At 73.2% G+C, this 18,344-nt stretch carries 14 protein-coding genes; 6 read left to right on the top strand and 8 right to left on the bottom strand.

Annotation, left to right across the window (positions count from 1 at the left end; all coding sequences use genetic code 11):
* The first annotated feature begins 55 nt into the window (after nt 1-55).
* Nucleotides 56-1,792 (top strand): hypothetical protein, encoded by a 1,737-nt coding sequence (locus OG276_RS20705; RefSeq protein WP_266907611.1) that lies wholly within the window; start codon nt 56-58, stop codon nt 1,790-1,792.
* A gap of 87 nt (nt 1,793-1,879) precedes the next feature.
* Here the strand turns inward: OG276_RS20705 and OG276_RS20700 are convergent, their stop codons facing one another.
* Nucleotides 1,880-3,259: a transcriptional regulator gene (locus OG276_RS20700; RefSeq protein ID WP_266907609.1), complete on the bottom strand. Its 1,380-nt coding sequence runs from the start codon at nt 3,257-3,259 to the stop codon at nt 1,880-1,882.
* 219 nt (nt 3,260-3,478) lie between these two features.
* On the opposite strand from OG276_RS20700, the gene OG276_RS20695 reads away from it, so the two are divergent.
* The 3 genes from OG276_RS20695 (at nt 3,479) to OG276_RS20685 (ending at nt 6,944) form a co-directional block, all read left to right on the top strand.
* The gene (locus tag OG276_RS20695) at nt 3,479-4,159 is read left to right on the top strand and encodes a bifunctional DNA primase/polymerase (protein ID WP_266907607.1); all 681 of its coding nucleotides are present in this window, start codon (nt 3,479-3,481) and stop codon (nt 4,157-4,159) included.
* Between the two features lie 209 nt (nt 4,160-4,368).
* Entirely contained in the window at nt 4,369-5,220 is an 852-nt protein-coding gene (locus tag OG276_RS20690) for an ABC transporter ATP-binding protein (RefSeq protein WP_266912967.1), read from the top strand.
* Nucleotides 5,221-5,240: 20 nt separating this feature from the next.
* Nucleotides 5,241-6,944 carry a transporter gene (locus OG276_RS20685; protein WP_266907605.1) on the top strand — a complete coding sequence of 568 codons (1,704 nt, stop codon included), beginning with the start codon at nt 5,241-5,243 and terminating at the stop codon, nt 6,942-6,944.
* Here OG276_RS20685 and OG276_RS20680 read toward each other — a convergent pair.
* A complete protein-coding gene (locus tag OG276_RS20680; RefSeq protein WP_266907603.1) occupies nt 6,931-7,506 on the bottom strand; it encodes an NAD(P)H oxidoreductase in 576 nt (191 codons plus the stop codon). The genes OG276_RS20685 and OG276_RS20680 overlap by 14 nt on opposite strands.
* Complete coding sequence (locus OG276_RS20675) at nt 7,503-8,645, bottom strand: NADP-dependent oxidoreductase (protein ID WP_266907601.1); 1,143 nt, start codon at nt 8,643-8,645, stop codon at nt 7,503-7,505. Before OG276_RS20675 ends, OG276_RS20680 begins: the two co-directional genes overlap by 4 nt.
* A gap of 165 nt (nt 8,646-8,810) precedes the next feature.
* Between OG276_RS20675 and OG276_RS20670 the strand changes: the two genes are divergently transcribed.
* Complete coding sequence (locus OG276_RS20670) at nt 8,811-12,053, top strand: BTAD domain-containing putative transcriptional regulator (RefSeq protein ID WP_266907599.1); 3,243 nt, start codon at nt 8,811-8,813, stop codon at nt 12,051-12,053.
* 75 nt (nt 12,054-12,128) lie between these two features.
* Here the strand turns inward: OG276_RS20670 and OG276_RS20665 are convergent, their stop codons facing one another.
* Together OG276_RS20665 and OG276_RS20660 are read right to left on the bottom strand one after the other, a co-directional pair.
* Complete coding sequence (locus OG276_RS20665; protein ID WP_266907597.1) at nt 12,129-13,001, bottom strand: alpha/beta fold hydrolase; 873 nt, start codon at nt 12,999-13,001, stop codon at nt 12,129-12,131.
* Between the two features lie 374 nt (nt 13,002-13,375).
* Nucleotides 13,376-14,068, bottom strand: a complete 693-nt coding sequence (locus OG276_RS20660) for a metal-dependent transcriptional regulator (RefSeq protein WP_266907595.1) — start codon at nt 14,066-14,068, stop codon at nt 13,376-13,378.
* A gap of 268 nt (nt 14,069-14,336) precedes the next feature.
* Here OG276_RS20660 and OG276_RS20655 point away from each other — a divergent pair, with 268 nt between their 5' ends.
* Entirely contained in the window at nt 14,337-15,092 is a 756-nt protein-coding gene (locus OG276_RS20655) for an SIS domain-containing protein (protein ID WP_266907593.1), read from the top strand.
* Between the two features lie 40 nt (nt 15,093-15,132).
* Here the strand turns inward: OG276_RS20655 and OG276_RS20650 are convergent, their stop codons facing one another.
* From OG276_RS20650 to pdxH, 3 genes are all read right to left on the bottom strand, one after another.
* Entirely contained in the window at nt 15,133-16,443 is a 1,311-nt protein-coding gene (locus tag OG276_RS20650) for a PAS domain-containing protein (protein WP_266907591.1), read from the bottom strand.
* Between the two features lie 102 nt (nt 16,444-16,545).
* The gene (locus OG276_RS20645) at nt 16,546-17,157 is read right to left on the bottom strand and encodes a PH domain-containing protein (protein ID WP_266907589.1); all 612 of its coding nucleotides are present in this window, start codon (nt 17,155-17,157) and stop codon (nt 16,546-16,548) included.
* Nucleotides 17,158-17,636: 479 nt separating this feature from the next.
* Nucleotides 17,637-18,260, bottom strand: coding sequence for a pyridoxamine 5'-phosphate oxidase (gene pdxH / locus OG276_RS20640; protein ID WP_266912965.1), 624 nt, complete (start codon nt 18,258-18,260; stop codon nt 17,637-17,639).
* Nucleotides 18,261-18,344: the final 84 nt, after the last annotated feature.

Here is an 18,344-nt window from a genome sequence, read left to right as displayed (position 1 = left end):
CGGCTCGGCGGTCAAAAGCGTGCAGTCGATCACATGTGACGCACGGGGGATTCCGGTGAACAGTTTCAAGAGGACCATGACGGCCGTCGGTACGGTAGTCGTGATCGCGGCCGCGGGGGCGGTAGCAGCCCCTGCCGCCACCGCCGCGCCCGTCGGCACCCCGGGGGCGTCCTCCCCGTCGGCCGTGCCGGCCGAGCAGCGGGCGGCCCTGGAGGCGGCCCCGGGGACGAAGGCCGCGGACAGCTCAGTGGCGAGTGCGAGCCTCTCTCAGCGCGCGAACCGTGAGTTCATCGTCTTCCTCCTCGCCGGTGACCACGACAACACCACCCCGGTCCGGGTCGAAGTGCGCAGGGCGGGCAGCGACAAGGTCGTGGCCGTGGTGGACAAGCTCACGCACTACTACGAGCAGGGCGGCGATTCCCAAGAGCCCGGCCACACGTGGTACCAGGGCGACGATCAGCCGCTCGTCCTGGACGACATGACGGACTACGAAATGGACGTGTACGCCAAGGACAGTGCGGGCAAGGAAGTGAGCCGGCGCAACGCCGGACGCGCCACCTACGCGGTCGACGCCAGGATCGAAGCGAAGTCCACCCAGCAGGAGTTCTCGCTGGACGACCTCGACACCCAGGTCACCGGCTCTGTCACTGCCATCCACCCCCGCACGGGGGAGCGGCTGCCGCTGGCGGGTGCGATGGTCCGCGCCCAGCTCGGTCTGGGCCAGGCCGATGTGGCGTCCGACGCCCAGGGGCGCTTCACCACCACCGTCGCCGCCCGCGGCAACGAGATGCTGTCGTCCGCCTCCGTGACCCTGGCGAGCGGCGACACCGAGGTGCCCGCGACGGCCCCGGCCAAGATCCGGCCCCAGAAGGCCACGCTGACGATGTCCTCGACAGCGCCCCTCACCGCGCGGTACGGGATGACCGTGCCCGTACGCGGCACGCTCACCCGCCTCGCGGACGACGGTACGGTCAAGCCCGCCGCCGGCCGCCGCGTGGCTGCGGTGGAGTGGGCCGCGGCGGCCCGATACGCGAGCACCTCGGCGGGAGCGGACGGCAGTTACACGGTCTCGCCGAAGATCCTCAGGGCCGGCTCCTGGAACGTGTCCGTCAACGACAGCTGGCTGCTGGGGGACGGTACGCGCACCGCGACCGTCGCGAAGGTCACCCACACGACCAAGGTCGTCGAGGAGAAGCTGGTCACCCAGGACAAGTACGGGCGGCTGACCATCAGCGGCAAGGTTCTCGTCGACGGCTACACCACCCAGCAGGCCCCGGTCGAGATCCAGTTCAAGAACGCGTCGGGATGGTGGAGCACCAGTCGGTCGTCGGTAGTGCCCTACAACCAGACCTTCACCGTGACGATCAACCCGCCGGCCACCTGGACTCCCGTCGAGTGGCGGGTGCTCACTCCGGGCACCACCAACATCGGCCCCAGCACCGGCACCCAGGTGATCCGCCCGACGCGCACCAGGACCTGGCTCACCGACGAGCGCTTCGGGCCGGCCCCCGTCGCCAAGGGACAGCAGCTGTACGTCTCCGCGGTCCTGAAGACCTCCATCTCCCCCGCGGCGCTCGGGCCCTACGCCGGCCAGAAGGTCCGTTACTACTTCCGGCCCGACGGCTCCACCGCCTGGAAGGAGATGGGCACCTCCGTCTCCCTCGCCAACGGCGCCGTGGGCAAGAAGTTCACCGCCGAGACCAGCGGCACCTGGCGCATCCGCTTCGTCGACCCCGACGCGACCCACCTCGTCGCGAACGGCGACGAAGGCCGCATCGTCGTCACCGGCTGAACCGGCTGAACCGGCTGAACCGGCTGAACCGCCTGACACGACTGGACCGGCCGACCCCGCCGCCCCGGAACCCCCGGGCCGGCGGGGTCAGCCGACCGGCTCCAGCCGGGCCGTGAACTCCCGGGCCGCCGGTTCCTCCCGGTACGGGTCCAGGCGGGTGCGGAAGTCCTCCAAATAGGCCGTGCCCCGGTGGGAGCGGATGCCCGACAGGAGGTCCGAAGCCTGCGCCGCCGTCTGGCAGGCGGCTTCCACCTCGCGCTGCTGCACCCGCGCCGCCGCCAGCAGGAACAGGCCGATCGCCCGGCGCCGCGCCTTGCCCGCCGGGAGGTCCCGCAGGGCCTCCTCCGCGCGTTTCGCCGCCGCGTCGGCCTGCCCCAGATCCCGGTGGCAGTGCGCCAGTTCGTCCGCGAGGTACGCCCCGTCGAAGTGCCGGATCCACTCCGGGTCGTCCCCCGATTCCGGCTCCGCCCGCTCCAGCGCGGTCACCGCCCGCGAGGACAGCACCGCCGTCGACCGCGCGTCACCGAGCAGCGCGTGCCCGCGCGCCTCCGCCGCGTAGAACATCGCCTCCACCCGGGGGGTGACCTGGCCCCGCGTGCCCTCCTGTGCGGCTCTCGCCAGCTGCGCGATCTCCCTCGGGTTGCCCAGTTCGGCCGCCAGGTGGCTCATCGACGCCGCCAGGACGTAGCCCCCGTACGCCCGGTCGCCGGCCGCCTGCGCGAGTCGTAGGGCCTGGATGTAGTAGCGCTGGGCCAGGCCCGGCTGGCCGGTGTCCACCGCCATGTAGCCGGCCAGCTCCGTGAGTCGGGCGACCGCCGCGAACAGGGCCCGGCCGACCGGCTCCCGGTACGAGCCGCCGATCAGGCCGGAGACCACCGAGTTGAGGTAGTGCACGACCACCGGGCGCACGTGCCCGCTGCCGAAGCGGTGGTCGAGGTCCTTCAGCGCCTGCGTGGTCGCCCGTACGGCCTCCACGTCCGACATCCCGACCCGTGAGCCGCCGCTGCGCGCCACTTGCGCGTCGGCGCCGGTGATCAGCCAGTCGCGGCTCGGCTCGACCAGCGCCGAGGAGGCCACGCTCGCCCCCGACAGGAAGTCGCGCCGGCCCACGTCGCTCCGCCACAACTCGCTGACCTGCTCGATCGCTCCGATGACGGTCGGGGAGAACTGCAGGCCGACGCCCGAGGCGAGGTTCTTGCCGTTGGCCATGCCGATCTCGTCGATGGTGACGGTCCGGCCGAGCTTGCGGCCCAGCGCCTCGGCGATGATCCCCGGGGCCCGGCCGCGCGGCTGCTGGCCGCGCAGCCAGCGGGCCACCGAGGTCTTGTCGTAGCGGAGGTCGAGGCCGTGCTCGGCCCCGCACATGTTGACGCGCCGGGCGAGCCCGGCATTGGAGCACCCGGCTTCCTGGATGAGCGCCTGCAGCCGTTCGTTCGGCTGGCGGGCGACGAGAGGCCTGGCTGCCATGAAAACCCCCAGAGACGCGGGTGATCGTTCGAATGATCACTTCCCGCCTGATGTGCGGGGAATCTTCCCCATTGCGTCCTGTCGCTACCCACCTCCGGCGCCCCGGCCTCCTACGCGCCCCCCGCGATGCACCGATGCGCCCCGCATGCAGGATCGATGCTCCCGAGCCCGGCCGGTTTACGCCCGTAACCCCCGGTGACCGCAAGAGTTGTGTTGCACGTGGAAGAGACCATCGGAGTCACGGAGACCGCGCCCATCCCCCTGCAGCGCAGTGAGCCGCTGCTGGACCATGCCGTGCGGTACACGGAAGAACGGCACTGGGATGTCTTCGCCGGCACCTGGCTGGAGTCCGGCGACGGGCGGGAACGGTGCTCGTGCGGGGCCGAGGACTGCCCGGCGCCCGGCGCGCACGCCGCGGGGAAGGACTGGGCCTCGCAGGCCTCGGGCAGCGCCGTGCAGGTCAGGCGGCTCTGGGGGAAGAACCCGAAGGCCGCCATCCTGCTGCCCACCGGCCGGACCTTCGACGCCCTCGACGTCCCGGACGCGGCCGGCTTCCTGGCGCTGGCCCGGCTCCAGCGGATGCAGCGCACCCTCGGACCGGTGATCGCCAACCCGGCGGGGCGGATGCTGTTCTTCGTCCTGCCCGGCGCCGGCGCCAAGGTGCCCGACCTGCTGCGCAAGATCGGCTGGCAGCCCGCCCAACTCGACCTGACCGCGCGCGGCGAGGGCGAGTACGTGCCCGCGCCGCCGACCCGCATCGGCGGACGCGGTTCGGTGCAGTGGGCGCAGCCGCCGACGGCCGCGAACCGGTGGCTGCCGGACGTGGAGGAGCTGATCGACGCCCTGGCCTACGCGTGCGGCCGCGAGGCGGCGGCGGAACGGGCCCGCCGCACGGCGTGATTCCCTGCTCCACCCGTCCTCTCCGCCCGCCCGCTCTGGCCCCTCCGCCCCCTCTGACCCCTCCGCCCCGCCCTGACCAGCGGAGATGTCAGAGGAAAAACTCATGACATAAGTAACTGCTCCGCCTCTCCCCCTCCTCCTATGGTGAGAAAAGCAGGACACGGGGAACAGAAGCGAGAGGCAGGCGCATGCCGGACCAGGGCGTTGCGATGGGCGGGGCGGACGGAGCGGGCGGCGGTGCGGGGCGCGCACCGGCCGCCGCGCCCGCCGTGCGGGTCGAGGGTTTGTGGAAGCGGTTCGGCGAGCAGGTGGCCGTCTCCGGGATCGATCTGGAGCTGCCTGCCGGGCAGTTCATCGGCCTGGTCGGGCCGAACGGCGCGGGCAAGACGACCACGCTGTCGATGGTGACCGGGCTGCTGCGCCCGGACATGGGCCGGGTGTTCGTCGCCGGGCACGACGTGTGGGCGGACCCGGTCGAGGTGAAGTCCCGGATCGGCGTGCTGCCGGAGGGGCTGCGGCTCTTCGAGCGGCTCTCCGGCCGGGAACTGCTGGGCTACATGGGCCGGTTGCGGGGGCTGCCGGGCAAGGAGACGGACAGCAGGGCCACGCAGCTGCTGGACATCCTGGACCTGGCCGGTTCGCAGAACAAGCTGATCGTCGACTACTCGACGGGCATGCGGAAGAAGATCGGCCTGGCGGCCGCACTGCTCCACAACCCCGAAGTCCTGTTCCTGGACGAGCCGTTCGAAGGCGTGGACCCGGTGTCCGCGCAGACCATCCGCGGAGTGCTGGAGCGATACACCTCCTCCGGAGCCACGGTCGTCTTCTCCTCCCACGTCATGGAGCTCGTCGAGTCGCTGTGCGACTGGGTGGCCGTGATGGCCGCCGGCCGGATCCGGGCCGCGGGCCCGCTGGCCGACGTACGGGGTGACGCGCCCTCGCTGCAGGCCGCGTTCCTGGAGCTGGTCGGCGCGCAGGGCCGGGCCACGGGCGAGTCCCTGGACTGGCTCGGCAGCGGGGCCGCCGCCAACGGCGGGAGCAACGGGGCGGGCGTCCGATGAGCACGCCGACGCCGACGCCCATGTCCAATCCCACGCCGACGCCCACGCCCACGCCGACGCCCACGCAGGCTCAGGCGACCGCATCCGGGTCCGCAGCGGCCTCCGGCGCACCCGCTTCCGCGGTCGCCTCCGTCAGCATCACGCCGATCTTCGTCCGCCTCAAGCTGTCCCTCCTGCGCAACGGGCTCAAGGGCTCCTCGAAGCGCAAGGCCGCCTACTTCGGCGCCCTCGCCTTCGCCCTCTTCATCGCGTTCCTCGCCATGCTCGGCCTCACCGTGCTGCGCGGCAACGCGCACGCCGGCACGGTCGCCGTCCTACTGGCGGCGATCATGGCCCTGGGCTGGACGTTCGTCCCGCTGTTCTTCCCCACCGGCGACGAGACGCTCGACCCGACGCGGCTGGTCATGCTGCCGCTGCGCCCGCGTCCGCTCGTACGGGCCCTGCTGGCCTCCTCGCTCGTCGGCATCGGCCCGCTGTTCACGCTGTGCCTGGCCGTCGGCTCGGTGATCGCCGTCGCCCGGGGCGCGGCGGGCGTGGTGGCCGCCGTACTGGCCGTACCGCTGCTGCTCGTCGGCTGCGTCGCACTGGCCCGGGCGGTGGCCACCGCCAACGTCCGGCTGCTGACCAGCCGCAAGGGGCGCGACCTCGCGCTGCTCAGCGGCCTGCTGATCGCGATCGGCGCGCAGGTGGCGAACCTCGCCGCCGAGCGGCTGTTCCAGACCGGCGGCCTGGAGCGGCTGGAGCCGGCCGGGGAGATCGTGCGCTGGCTGCCGCCCGCGACGGCCCTCGGGATGGTCGATTCCGCGAGCGAGGGCTCGTACGGGATCGCGGCCGCCCAGCTCCTCATCACGGTCGCGGCCCTCGGCCTGCTGCTCTGGTTCTGGGAGCGCAGCCTGACCAAGCTGATGGTCACCCCGGACGGTTCGACGATCGCGTCCGCCAAGGAGAAGAAGAAGCCGGTGAACCGCGCGGCCCGCGGCGGCTGGTCGTTCCTGCCGGACGACCGTACGGGCGCGGCCGTCCTGCGCTCGCTGCGCTACAGCGTGCGTGACCCGAAGATCAAGTCGGCGTTCGTGTCGGCCCTGGCGATCGGCCTGCTCATCCCGGTGGTCAACGCCGTCCAGGGCACCGGCTCGGTGTACCTGGCCTGCTTCGCCTCGGGCATGATCGGCCTCCAGATGTACAACCAGTTCGGGCAGGACACCTCGGCGTTCTGGATGGTCGCGCAGACCATTTCGAGCACCCGGGACGCCTACGTGGAACTGCGCGCCCGCGCCCTGGCCCTCGCCCTGGTCACCGTGCCCTACACGGTGGTGGTCGCGGCGCTCACGGCCGGCCTGCTCGGCGACTGGGCCGGTCTCCCCGGCGCCCTGGGCCTGGGCCTGGCGCTGCTCGGCTCGATGCTGTGCACGGGAGCCCTGTCGTCCGCCTTCTTCGCGTACTCGATCCCGACCGACGGCGCCTTCAAGAACGTCGCCCCGGGCCAGGGCGCCCTGGCGTGGGGGAGCCTCTTCACCGGCATGCTCGCCTCGGCGCTGATCTCCTCTCCCGTGATCGCCCTGGCCATCTACTTCAGCGCCACGGACCAGCGGTCCCTGGCCTGGATCCTGCTCCCCCTGGGCGTGGTCTGGGGCACCCTGGCCACCTGGGCCGGCCTGCGCATCGCGGCCCCGACGGTGGCGCGCAAGCTCCCGGAGATCCTGCTGGCGGTCAGCAAGGGCTGACCACCGGGGCAAGGGCCGCGTCGGCCTCGGCGAGGGCCGACTCGCCCGCGCTCAGGGAGTCGTGGACGAAGTGGACGGTGGCCTCCTCGATGCCGCAGTACTCCGAGATGCCGACGCGCAGCAGGCGGTCCACCGGCTCGTCCCAGCCGAGCTCCTTGAACTTCGCCTCCGGGTAGCTCACCAGCGGGATCCAGACCATCCGCTTGCCCTTCAGGAGCGGGTCGCGGCGGCCGTAGGCGAAGCCGTTGTTCCAGACCCGGTCGATCCAGCCCTTCAGGAGGGCCGGGAGGCCGAACCACCAGAGCGGGAAGACCACCACGAGGATCTCGGCGGCCGCGATCCGGTCCATGTGGGCCCGGGTCTCGGCGGAGTACTCCTTGTCGAGGTCCGACCAGTCCGGCTCGTCCTCGGGCCCCATGCGGGGGTCGAAGCCCTCGGCGTGCAGGTCGAGCACGTCGACCGTGTGGCCGCCGGCCTCCAGCCGGGCCACGGCGCGGCGGGCGAGCTGGGCGGTCAGGGAATCGCCGCGGGGGTGGGCCAGGACGACCAGGGCGGCGCTCATCGGGCATCGGTGGGGGCGGTGGTGGTGGGCGCGGTGGTGGTGGGCGCCGTCACGGCGGGGGTTTCCGGGGAGAGGCGGACCAGCATCTTGCCGGTGTTCGCGCCGCGCATCATGCCGAGGAAGGCCTCCGGGGCGTGCTCGATGCCTTCGACGACGGTCTCCTCCGTGCGCAGGCTGCCGTCCGCCAGCCACCCCGCCGCCCGGCCGATCCACTCCGGGAACAGGTCGAAGTGGCTGGAGACGAGCATCCCCCGCAGGGTCACCTCGCGGGCCGCGGCCTGGAAGAGGTTGTCCGGACCCACCGCCGGAGCGGTGGCGTTGTAGCCGCTGATCGCGCCGACCATGGCGATCCGCCCGCCCTGGCGCATCGCGCCGATGGCCGCCCGGAGGTGGTCGCCGCCGACCGCGTCGAGGTAGACGTCGATGCCCTCGGGGGCCGCCTCGGCGAGCTGGCCGGCCAGGTCGCCCTGGCGGTAGTCCACGGCCGCGTCGTAGCCGAAGCGGTCCAGCAGCTTCTTCGTCTTGAGCGGGCCGCCCGCCGAGCCGATCACCCGGGAGGCGCCCAGGCGCCGCGCCAGCTGCCCGGCGACGCTGCCGACCGCGCCGGCGGCGGCGGAGACGAAGACGACGTCGCCCTCCTTGACCGGGGCCGTGCGGGTCAGCGCCGCGTACGCCGTCAGGCCCGTGGTGCCGAGCGGACCGAGGTACGCGGACTGCGAGGCGACCGCGGGATCCACGACGGTCGCGGCGGCCGCGTCGAGCACCGCGTACTCCCGCCAGCCGAGGAAGTGCGAGACGGTCGCCCCGACCGGCACCGCCGCGGAGCGGGAGGCGACGACCTCGCCGATCGCGCTCCCTTCGAGGGCCGTGCCGAGGGCGAAGGGCGGGATGTAGGAGGGGGCGTCGTCCATCCGGCCCCGCATGTACGGGTCCACGGACATCCAGGTGTTGCGGACCAGGATCTGGCCTTCGGCGGGCTCCGGGACCTCGGTGGCCACCAGGTCGAAGTGGTGCGGGGCCGGCTCGCCCACGGGGCGGGCGGCCAGGCGGATCTCGCGGGAGGGGGTCGTCCTGGTGGTGGTCGTGGTCTTGGCCCCGGTGGTGGTCTCGGTCCCGGTGGTGGTCTCGGTCGTGGTCATCTGGCTGTTCCTTCCGGTGTGTTCCCGTGACCGCTCGGTCGCGGTCACGGGAACACCATGTCCGGGGCCGCGCACGGGCCGCGCACGCGTCACGCACGGGACCGCGCACGGGACCGATCACGGCCGCACGCATGGGGTCTGACGGGCAAGAAGTAACGTTGCGGCATGCGTTTCGAGGTGCTGGGGCCACTGACCGTCCGCACGGACGACGGGACTCCCGTGCCCGTTTCCGAAGCGAAGGTACGGGCCCTGCTCGCGGCCCTCCTCGTACGCGACGGCCGGCCCGTGCCGGTGGACCGGCTGATCGAGGACCTGTGGGGCGAGGCGGGCGACGCCGCCCCCGGCAACCCGGGGAACACCCTCCAGACCAAGGTCTCCCAGCTCCGCCGGATCCTCGCCGAGGCCGAGGACGGCGCACGCTCCCTGGTCGCGTACGGTCCGGCCGGCTACGCCCTGCGCGCTCCGGCGCGGGCCGTGGACGCCGAGCGCTTCGCGGAGCTCGCGGCGGCCGCGCGCAAAGAAGCCGGGCCGCGGGACCGGGCGGAGCTGCTGGCGCGGGCGCTCGGGCTGTGGCAGGGGGAGGCGTACGCCGACTTCCGGGGCGCCGGCTTCACGCAGACGGCGATCGCCCGGCTGGAGGAGCAGCGGATCACGGCCTACGAGGACCTGGCCGAGGCCCGCCTCGAACTCGGTGAACACCGGCAGCTCGCGGATGATTTGGCCGGCCCCGCCGCGGCCCACCCGCTGCGCCAGCGGCTGCGCGGCAGCCAGATGCGGGCGCTGTACCGCGCCGGCCGCCAGAGCGAGGCCCTCGCCGTCTACGCGCAGCTGCGCGAGCTGTTCGCCGAGGAACTCGGCATCGACCCCGGAGCGGAACTCTCGGCCCTGTACGAGGCCATCCTCCGCCAGGACCCCGCGCTGGGCCCGGCCCTGGGCCCGGCCACGGAGCCGAGCCCGGCCGCTCCGGCGGGCCCGGGCGCGGCGCCGGGCCCGCCGGAGCGGGCGGTCCGGGGCGGCGGGGCGTACGGGGGTGGCCGGGCCTACGGGGGCGGCGGGAACCTGCCCACCCCCGTCAGCTCCCTCGTGGGCCGCGAGGAGGCCGTCACCCGGGTGTGCGCGGCGCTCGGGGCCGGCCGGCTGGTGACGCTGTGCGGGCCCGGCGGTGTCGGCAAGACCCGGCTCGCGCTCGCAGCGGCGGCGCGACTGGAGGAGGCCCACCCCGACGGGGTGTGGTTCGTGGAACTCGCGGGCGCGCAGAGCGCGTCGGTCGCCGAAGCCGTGGCCGCGGCGATCGGGATGCGTGAGGACGACGCGGGTGGCGGCTCCGTCGAGGACCGGCTCGCCGAGGTGTTGGGGAGGCGCGCGGCACTCCTCGTACTCGACAACTGCGAACACCTCCTCCCCGCCGCCGCGGCCCTCGCCGAACGGCTCCTGCGCCGCGCCCCCGGCCTGCGCGTCCTCGCCACCAGCCAGGAGCCGCTCGCGCTCTCGGGCGAGGTGATCGAGGCCGTCGCCCCGCTCGCGGAGGCCCAGGCCGTGGAACTCTTCGCGGCCCGCGCGGCCGCCGCCGCCCCCGGCTTCGCCCTCGGCCCCGGCACCGCGGAGGCCGTGGCCCTGATCTGCCGCCGGCTGGACGGGATCCCGCTCGCGCTGGAACTCGCCGCGACGCGGGTACGGGTCCTGGGCGTGGAGGCACTGGCGGAACGCCTGCACGACCGCTTCCGCCTGCTCAACCAGGTGCGCCGCGACGCCCCGGCCCGCCAGCGCACGCTGCGCGCGACGATCGACTGGAGCTGGGAGCTGCTCTCCCCGGCGGAGGCGACGGTCCTGCGCCGCCTGTCGGTGTTCGCGGGCGGGTTCACGGTGGAGGCGGCCGAGGCGGTGTGTGCGGACGGGGACGGGCTGGGTGGGGGCGGGCCGGGCGCGGATGGGCCGGGCGCCGGTGGCGGGGTCGCCCGTGACGACGTGCTCGATCTGCTCACGCGGCTCGTGGACTGCTCGCTCGTGAGCTCGGCGTACGGGGACTCGGCAGGTGGGGACACCGCGTACGGCGACTTGCGCCTGCGGCTGCTGGAGTCGGTGGCCGCGTACGGGCTGGAGCGGCTCGAAGCCGCCGGGGAGACGGGTGCGACCCGGCAGCGGCACGCGCAGTACTACACCGGCTTCGCCGAGCGCGCGGCCGAGCGGCTGCACGGGCCCGGGCAGGGCGAGTGGCTGCGCCGGCTCGACCGGGAAGGACTCAACGCCCGGGCCGCCCTGGAGCACACGGGGGCCGGGGAGTTGGGGCTGCGGCTGGTCGGTGCGCAATCCTGGTACTGGTTCCTGCGCGGCCGGATCCAGGAAGCCACCGAGGCCACCCGAGCGGCCGGGGCAACGACCCTGCACGCCGCCTTCGCACTGCTCGGCGGGGACGACAGCCACCTGGACGGTGACTTCTCGGCCGCCGACCTCCGGGGACAGTGGCTGCTGGCCTACGCGCGGTGCGGCTTCGGCTCCGGCGTGCGGGAGGACGAACTCACGGTCCTACCGCATCAGTTCCGCGAGACCGGCGACCGCTGGGGCGAGGCGGTCGCACTGCTCACCCTCTCGACGTGGGCGCTCTACGACGGCGACCTCGCGGAACTGCGCCGCAACGCGGAGGCGGCCGCCGCGGTGTTCACCGAACTCGGCGATTGTTGGGGACAGTTGCAGACCTCCGAGCAGCTCGGCATCCTCGCCGAGGTGACCGGGGACTACGCGGCCGCGGCGCGGCTGCACGAGGAGGGCGCACGGGACGCGCAGGAGCTGGAGCTGTGGACGCACGCCTCCTTCCGGCTGGCCCGGCGGGGCCGCATCGCGCTGCTGACCGGCGACCTGGCCCACGCGGCCGCGCTGCACGAGCAGGCCCTGCGGCTGGCGCAGGAGCAATGCCACCGCCCGGCCGAGCAGTTCGCGGCGATCGGGCTCGCCCTGGGAGCGCGGCGCGGCGGCGACCTGGACGGCGCCGAGGCCCTGCTGCGGCCGTGGCTCGACTGGAACCAGCGGCTCGGGGTCGACTCCGGAGCGGCGCTGATCCTGGCGGAGCTGGGCTACGTCGCGGAGCTGCGGGCCGACCCGGCCGCGGCGGAGTCCCTCCACCGCGAAGGCCTCGCGGCGGCCCGCCGCTCGGGGGACCCGCGCGCGCTCGCCCTGGCCCTCGAAGGCCTGGCGGGGGTGCTCATGCCCGCCCGGGCGGCCTCCCTGCTGGGCACGGCTACGGCCCTGCGCGCCTCGGTGGGTACCCCGCGCCCGCCGGCGGAGCGCACCGACACCGACCGGGCAACGGCCCGAGCCCGCGCGGCCCTGGGTCTGGATGCCTTCGCGACGGCCTTCGCGGCGGGCGAAGCGCTGGCGCTGGAGGAGCAACTGACCCTGCTGGGTGGCCCGTGACCTCGGGCCACTGGCCGCCACCCCGAGCGCAAGGACGCTCACGAGCCCCTCGGGGTCGGGGGGGGCGGCCTGCACCTACGCCGAGGCCTTGATGCCCTCCAGGAACGGCTCCACCGCCGCCCGCCACGCCGTCGGGTGGTCGTAGTGGAGGTAGTGGCCGGCGTCCGGGATCTCCGCGTACTGTCCGGCCGGTAGGACGCGGACCATTTCCTGGGCCTCGGCCCGGCCCAGTTCGCCGTCCAGGCCGCGGACGACCAGCGTCGGGCAGCGCACCTGGGCGAGCTCCTCCCAGTGCGCGTCGTGTACCCACGTCTCCCGCGCGGTCAGCATCTGGCGGCGGGAGAAGAGGGGGCGCCAGCCGTCGTCGGCCTCGTGCATGACCTCCGCGAAGAACTCGCCCCGGCCGGGGTCGGGGCGCTCCACCCGCGGGTCGTCCTCGCCGAACCAGCGCCGGGCGGCGTCCTGGGTGGGGAACGGCAGCGGCCAGTGCCGGAACCATTCCTCCCATTCCTGCTGCGAGGCCTCCCCCAGCGCGGACGCCCGCATGTCGCAGATGACCAGGGCCGCTACGAGGTCGGGGCGGCGGGCCGCGAGCTGCCAGGCGGTGAGGGCGCCCATGGAATGGCCGATCAGCGTCACCGGCGCCAGGCCGAGCTGCTCGACGGCCGCTTCGGCGTCGGCCACGAAGGCCTCGCGCCCGTAGGCGACGGAGTGGGCGGGGCCTGCGGTTGGCGGGCGCTCGCTCTGGCCGTGGCCGCGCTGATCGAGGGCCACCACGCGGCGGCTCGCGCCGAGCCAGCGGGCGGTGCCCGTCCAGTGGAAGGCGCGGCCCATCAGGCCGTGCAGTAAGAGGGCCGCGGGCTCACCCGACGGCGAAGCCGCTTCGCTGAACTCCCAGGCCGCCAGGCGTACCCCGTCGGCCCCCGTCACATCGAGGCGTCGTACCACCGCAGATGCACCCCCTTCACTCCCGGCCAGAGTATCGAACCCGTATTCGAAAACGGGGTTCTCGCCGGCAACACCGCTCTTTCGAGTGACCTTGCTCAAGGATTGACCGCCGCTGCCGATGGAGATCCTTTCAACAGGGAGGCGGACCGCTCGGGGAAGACGGTCCGAAGGGATGACCTTGAGAGCTCGGGGCTCCAGGTCAAGCAGGGGAGGACCGGTCCCGGCGCCGAAAGGCGCCGGGACCATCCATACAGATCCGCACCGGTCCACAGTGGCCGACACCAGTCCGATTCGCTCGCACTGGCGACCCGATCGAACGTCCGTGCGTCAGCACGTCGATTCCCCGGATCCCGACCCCCCAGCCCCTCCGTCCGTCAGCGCTTGGCCACGAACACGTGGGAGGCGATGTCCGCATCCAGCTCCGCGGCCTCGCCCCCACTGCCGACCAGCACACCGCCGGGCGACTCGGTCACGCTGACCACCGAACCGGGCTGTACGCCCGCCCGGCGCAGCGTGTACATCAGCTGCGCGTCCGTCTGGATCGGCTCACCGATCCGGCGGATCACCACGGTCTTGCCCTCCACGCCCGGGTCCAGCTCGGACAGGCTGACCATGCCCTCCTCCAGGAACGGATCGGCCTCGGCCTTCTCGCCCAGCTCCTCCAGCCCCGGGATCGGGTTCCCGTACGGCGATTCGGTCGGGTGGCGCAGCAGCTCCAGCACCCGCCGCTCCACCGCCTCGCTCATCACGTGCTCCCAGCGGCAGGCCTCGGCGTGCACCTGCTCCCACTCCAGGCCGATGACGTCGACGAGCAGACACTCCGCGAGGCGGTGCTTGCGCATCACGCGGGTCGCCAGCTTGCGGCCCTCGTCGGTCAGCTCCAGGTGCCGGTCGCTGGCGACCGCCACCAGGCCGTCGCGCTCCATCCGCGCCACCGTCTGGCTCACCGTCGGGCCGCTCTGGTCGAGCCGCTCGGCGATGCGGGCGCGCATGGGCACCACACCTTCCTCTTCCAGTTCGAGGATGGTGCGGAGGTACATCTCCGTGGTATCGATCAGTCCGGACATTCGTGCCCCTCGGATTGCGTGCGCTGGCCCTGCCCCCAATTCTGACCCATCACGCCGACAACCGTCCCGTGTAGGACGTCAAGGGCCGTTCCGGACTGCCCGGAAACGCCCCTCCGTCCCCTCCGGGCACCTCTCATTACGCCGCCCACCGGGCCTTTCGCCCCCTGGATGGAAGTTCGTATTGACACGCCCTTGGTCCAGACCGCACGGTGAGCGGCGGACACGGACGACAACCTCACCCACTCCCACCCCGGAAGGCCATCGGCGTATGAGCGAGAGCAAGCTGGCCGGTCAGTTCTTCGACGCCGCGATCGGCCTGCTGGAGCGGGTACGGGACGAGGAGTCCGCCCGCATCAACGAGGCCGGGACCGTCATCGCGGAGGCCGTGGCCACCGGGAACAAGCTCTTCGCCTTCGGCGCCGGGCACTCCTCGCTCCCCGCCCAGGACGTGGTCTACCGCGCCGGCGGGCTCGCCCTGATGAACTTCCTCGCCGTGCCCGGCACCGTCGGCATCGACGTCATGCCCGCCACCCTCGGCAGCGCCCTGGAGCGCGTCGACGGCCTCGCCGGGGCGGTCCTGGACAGCAGCCCGGCCAGCGACGGCGACGTCCTCGTGATCATCTCCCTCTCCGGGCGCAACGCGCTGCCGGTCGAGATGGCCATGAACGCCCGCGCGATCGGCCTCAAGGTCATCGGCGTCACCTCGGTGGCCTACGCGACCGACACCAAGTCCCGCCACGTCTCCGGCACCTTCCTCAAGGACCACTGCGACATCGTCCTCGACAGCAAGATCGCGGTCGGCGACGCCGAACTCACCCACGAGGGCATCGAGGCCCCCTTCGCCCCCGCCTCCACCGTCGTGACCAGCGCGATCATGCAGGCCGTCATGGCCGCCGCGGCCGGCGAGCTCGTCGCCCGCGGGGTCGAACCGCCGCTCCTGCGCTCGGGCAACGTCGACGGCGGCCACGAGTGGAACGGCCGCGTGATGCAGGAGTACGGCGACCGCATCTTCTTCCGCCACTAGGCACGCCGCGGGGCGGGGGGCGGAGGCCGCGGGGGGGCTACTACCGCCCCGCCAGGTCCAGATCCGCCGCGACGCGGGCCGCCACCTCCTCCGCGTACGCCGCGTCCGCGCGCTCGAAGGCGGCCCGCGACGGCCCCCGCAGGAACGTCAGCGTCCCCAGGCTCCGGCCCCGGCTGCGCAGCACCGTGCACAGCCCGTGCGCCGCGCCCTCGGGCCAGCGCCGGATGCCCGCCCACGCCTCGTCGGCCTGCCCGCGCGGCGCGCTGGTGCGCACCGACCCGGCCCGGTCCAGCGCCTGCAGCGCCGGGTGGCCGGGCTCGTAGCGCACCGGGATCGCCCCGGGCTCGGGCAGCCCCGGCAGGCCGGGCGGGGACGCCGCCCAGCGCAGCAGCCGTACGGGCGCGGGGTCCCGTAGCGGCTCCAGTACGTCCACCAGCGCGTGCTCGGCGAAGCCCGCCAGCGCGAACTCCAGCCGGACGGCCGCCGCCTCGGCCGGGTCCTCGCACTCGGCGGCGGCCCGCCCGGCCCGGTACAGCTGATGCGACCGGAACCGCAGCTGCGCCGTGTCCAGCTGCGCCTGACGGGCCTCGGTGACGTCCTGGAACAGCAGCGCGACCCCGAGCGGTACGGGTTCTTCCGCGAGCGGCGACGCCAGGCGCAGGAACCCGCACCGCCAGCACCGCCGCCGAACGCCCTCGGGGCCCCGTACGGACACCCACAGCTCCGCCGGGGCCGGGGGCGCCCCCTCGGCCAGCACGTGCTGCAGGGCCCCCTCCAGCTCCTCCACCCCCTGCGCCAGCAGCTCCCCCAGGGGCCGCCCGAGCAGCGTGGTGCGGCCGGAGCCGAAAGCGCGGGCGGCATGGGCGTTGACCACGGCCGGCCGCAGGTCCACGTCCACGAGGACGACGCCCCAGGAGGCGTCCTCCATCAGCGCCTCGCTCAGCGCGATGGAACGCTCCAGGTCGATCTGCGCGTGCACCTCGCTGAAGGCGCAGTACACCCCGGCCGGCTTCCCGTCGGCGCCCGGCACCCCGGCGGACTGGGTCCGCACGAGCACCCGCCCGCCGTCCTTGGTCAGCAGCGCGAACTCGTGCACCTGCCGCCCCGGCACCTCCTGGGCGGCCATGAGTCTGTCCTGCACGTCCTGCGCGTCGGCGGCCCGCACCGCCCACCCCGCGAACCCCTTGCGCCCCACGGCCTCGATCGCCGACCACCCCAGGATCCGCTCGGCCTCGCGGTTCCAGTGGGTGATCACGCCGTCGGCGTCGAACGCGCACAAGGCCGCGTCCATCCCGTCGAGCAGCGCTGCGAGCAGATCGTCGGCGGTCTCGTCACGTCCGGATGCAGTCACCTGGGCCCCCTGCAGGTGTTCGCGTGTGCGGCACGTCACGTCATTGAACTGGAACGTGACGCAGCCCACACCGCTTTCCGCGGATTGGGACGAAAAATCCCGTCAGGAGCCGGTGAAGAAGACGATCACGGCGAGCACCGGGAGCAGGATGACGGCCCCCGCCACGGGCATCCGCCACCCGGACAGCCACCGGTAGGCGTTCTCCCACCGCGCCGCCTGCCGGGCGATGCGCGGCTCGGCCCGCGGGTCCTCCACCCAGTCGGCACTGCGCCGCTCCGCCAGGATGGACCGCAGGCTGACGACCTCCCACCCGACGGCCGTCTGCTCGACGTCGTCCACGCACGGCAGCCCCAAACGCCGGCCGTCGGTGCGATAGGCGTACACGATCGTCCTGGGCGCGGTGCCACCGTCCACATGGGGGATGTCCACCGCACGGATGTCGTGGATGTCGTCCCAGGCGAGGCGACGCACACCGGCCGCGTCGCGCACGGCGATGCCCCGGTGGTCGACGGTGGTGAAGCGGCGCGACCTGGCGTACAGGACCCACCCGACGAAGATCGCCATCAGAGCACCCACCAGCAGCTTCACCCAGCGGGGCCAGGGCAACTCCGAGGTCGCCAGGGCGAAGAACCCGAGCAAGCCGAAGAACGCGACGAACACCACCCAGTTCCCCGGCTTCGTGCGGTACTCGCGCAGCAACCCGTCGTCCGGCATGACTCCCCCTCGGATCTTGATCCCCGGCGCCATCCTCACCCTCCCTGAGCGGGAAACAAAACCAGTTGTGACGGCCCGGATGATGCCCGGCGCGATTGGTCGCCGACGTCGGGAAGGACGAGGTCCGCCAGATGACCCGGCGGCTCCGGAGCGCCTGGGTGCGCCTGGGTGCGCCTGCGGATTCGCCCCCGAAATTTCGCCCGGAAATTCGGTTGAGCGCGATCTGCGGGGGTGCCTACAGTGGCGGCACACGAGAAGGGAGGTGGTTGCCGCAATGTACGGAAACCGGACGCGTGAGGTGGCTGCGGGCTAAAGCGCCCGCTGTCGCACGCACCTAGTGCGGTGCCTGGCGTGGTCGCCGGCGCCAATCCCAAGCAGTCACCCGACCCGCGAGCTCGCCGGTACGTCCGGCCGGCTTCCCCCACTGCAGGGGGGAAACCCGAGCTCGCGGGTCGCCTGCATTTCCAGACCCCGCCCGGCTACGGGCAGAGGCGTTCCACGCGCCAGGTGCCGGCCTCCAGGACGTAGCGGAGGCGGTCGTGGAGGCGGTTCTCGTGGCCCTGCCAGAATTCCACCGCGTCGGGGACCACGCGGATGCCGCCCCACTGCGGGGGGACGGGGACCTGTTCGCCCTCGGGGTAGCGGGCTTCCAGTTCCGCGTAGCGGCGGTCCAGTTCCGCACGGGATTCGATCACCGTGGACTGTTCGCTGGCCCAGGCGCCCAACTGGGAGCCGTGGGGGCGGGAGCGGAAGTACGCCGCCGTCTCGTCGCGGCCGATGCGGGAGGCCGTGCCGGTGACGATGACCTGGCGGGCGATGGGGTGCCAGGGGAAGAGCAGGGAGACGAAGGGGTTCGCGGCCACTTCGCGGCCCTTGCGGGAGTCGTAGTTCGTGAAGAAGACGAATCCGCGCTCGTCGAACTGCTTCAGCAGGACCGTGCGCGAGCTGGGGCGGCCGTCCGGGGTTGCGGTCGCGACGACCATCGCGTTGGGTTCGAAGACGTTCGCCTCCGCAGCGTCGCGGAACCAGCGCGCGAACTGGCCCATCGGCTCCTCGGCGAGGCTCTCCTCGGCGACGAGCTGGGAGCGGTACTGCTTGCGCATGTCGGCAGGGTCAAGGTGCTGATCGGTCACGCGGCCATCCTGCCGCAGCGGCGCGTCCGCGACTGTGCCGTATGTCACGCTTCC

The organism is Streptomyces sp. NBC_00086, from assembly GCF_026343255.1.
GTDB lineage: Bacteria > Actinomycetota > Actinomycetes > Streptomycetales > Streptomycetaceae > Streptomyces.
Note: the sequence above shows the minus strand (reverse complement) of the source record. Positions and strands in the feature narration are given on the sequence as shown.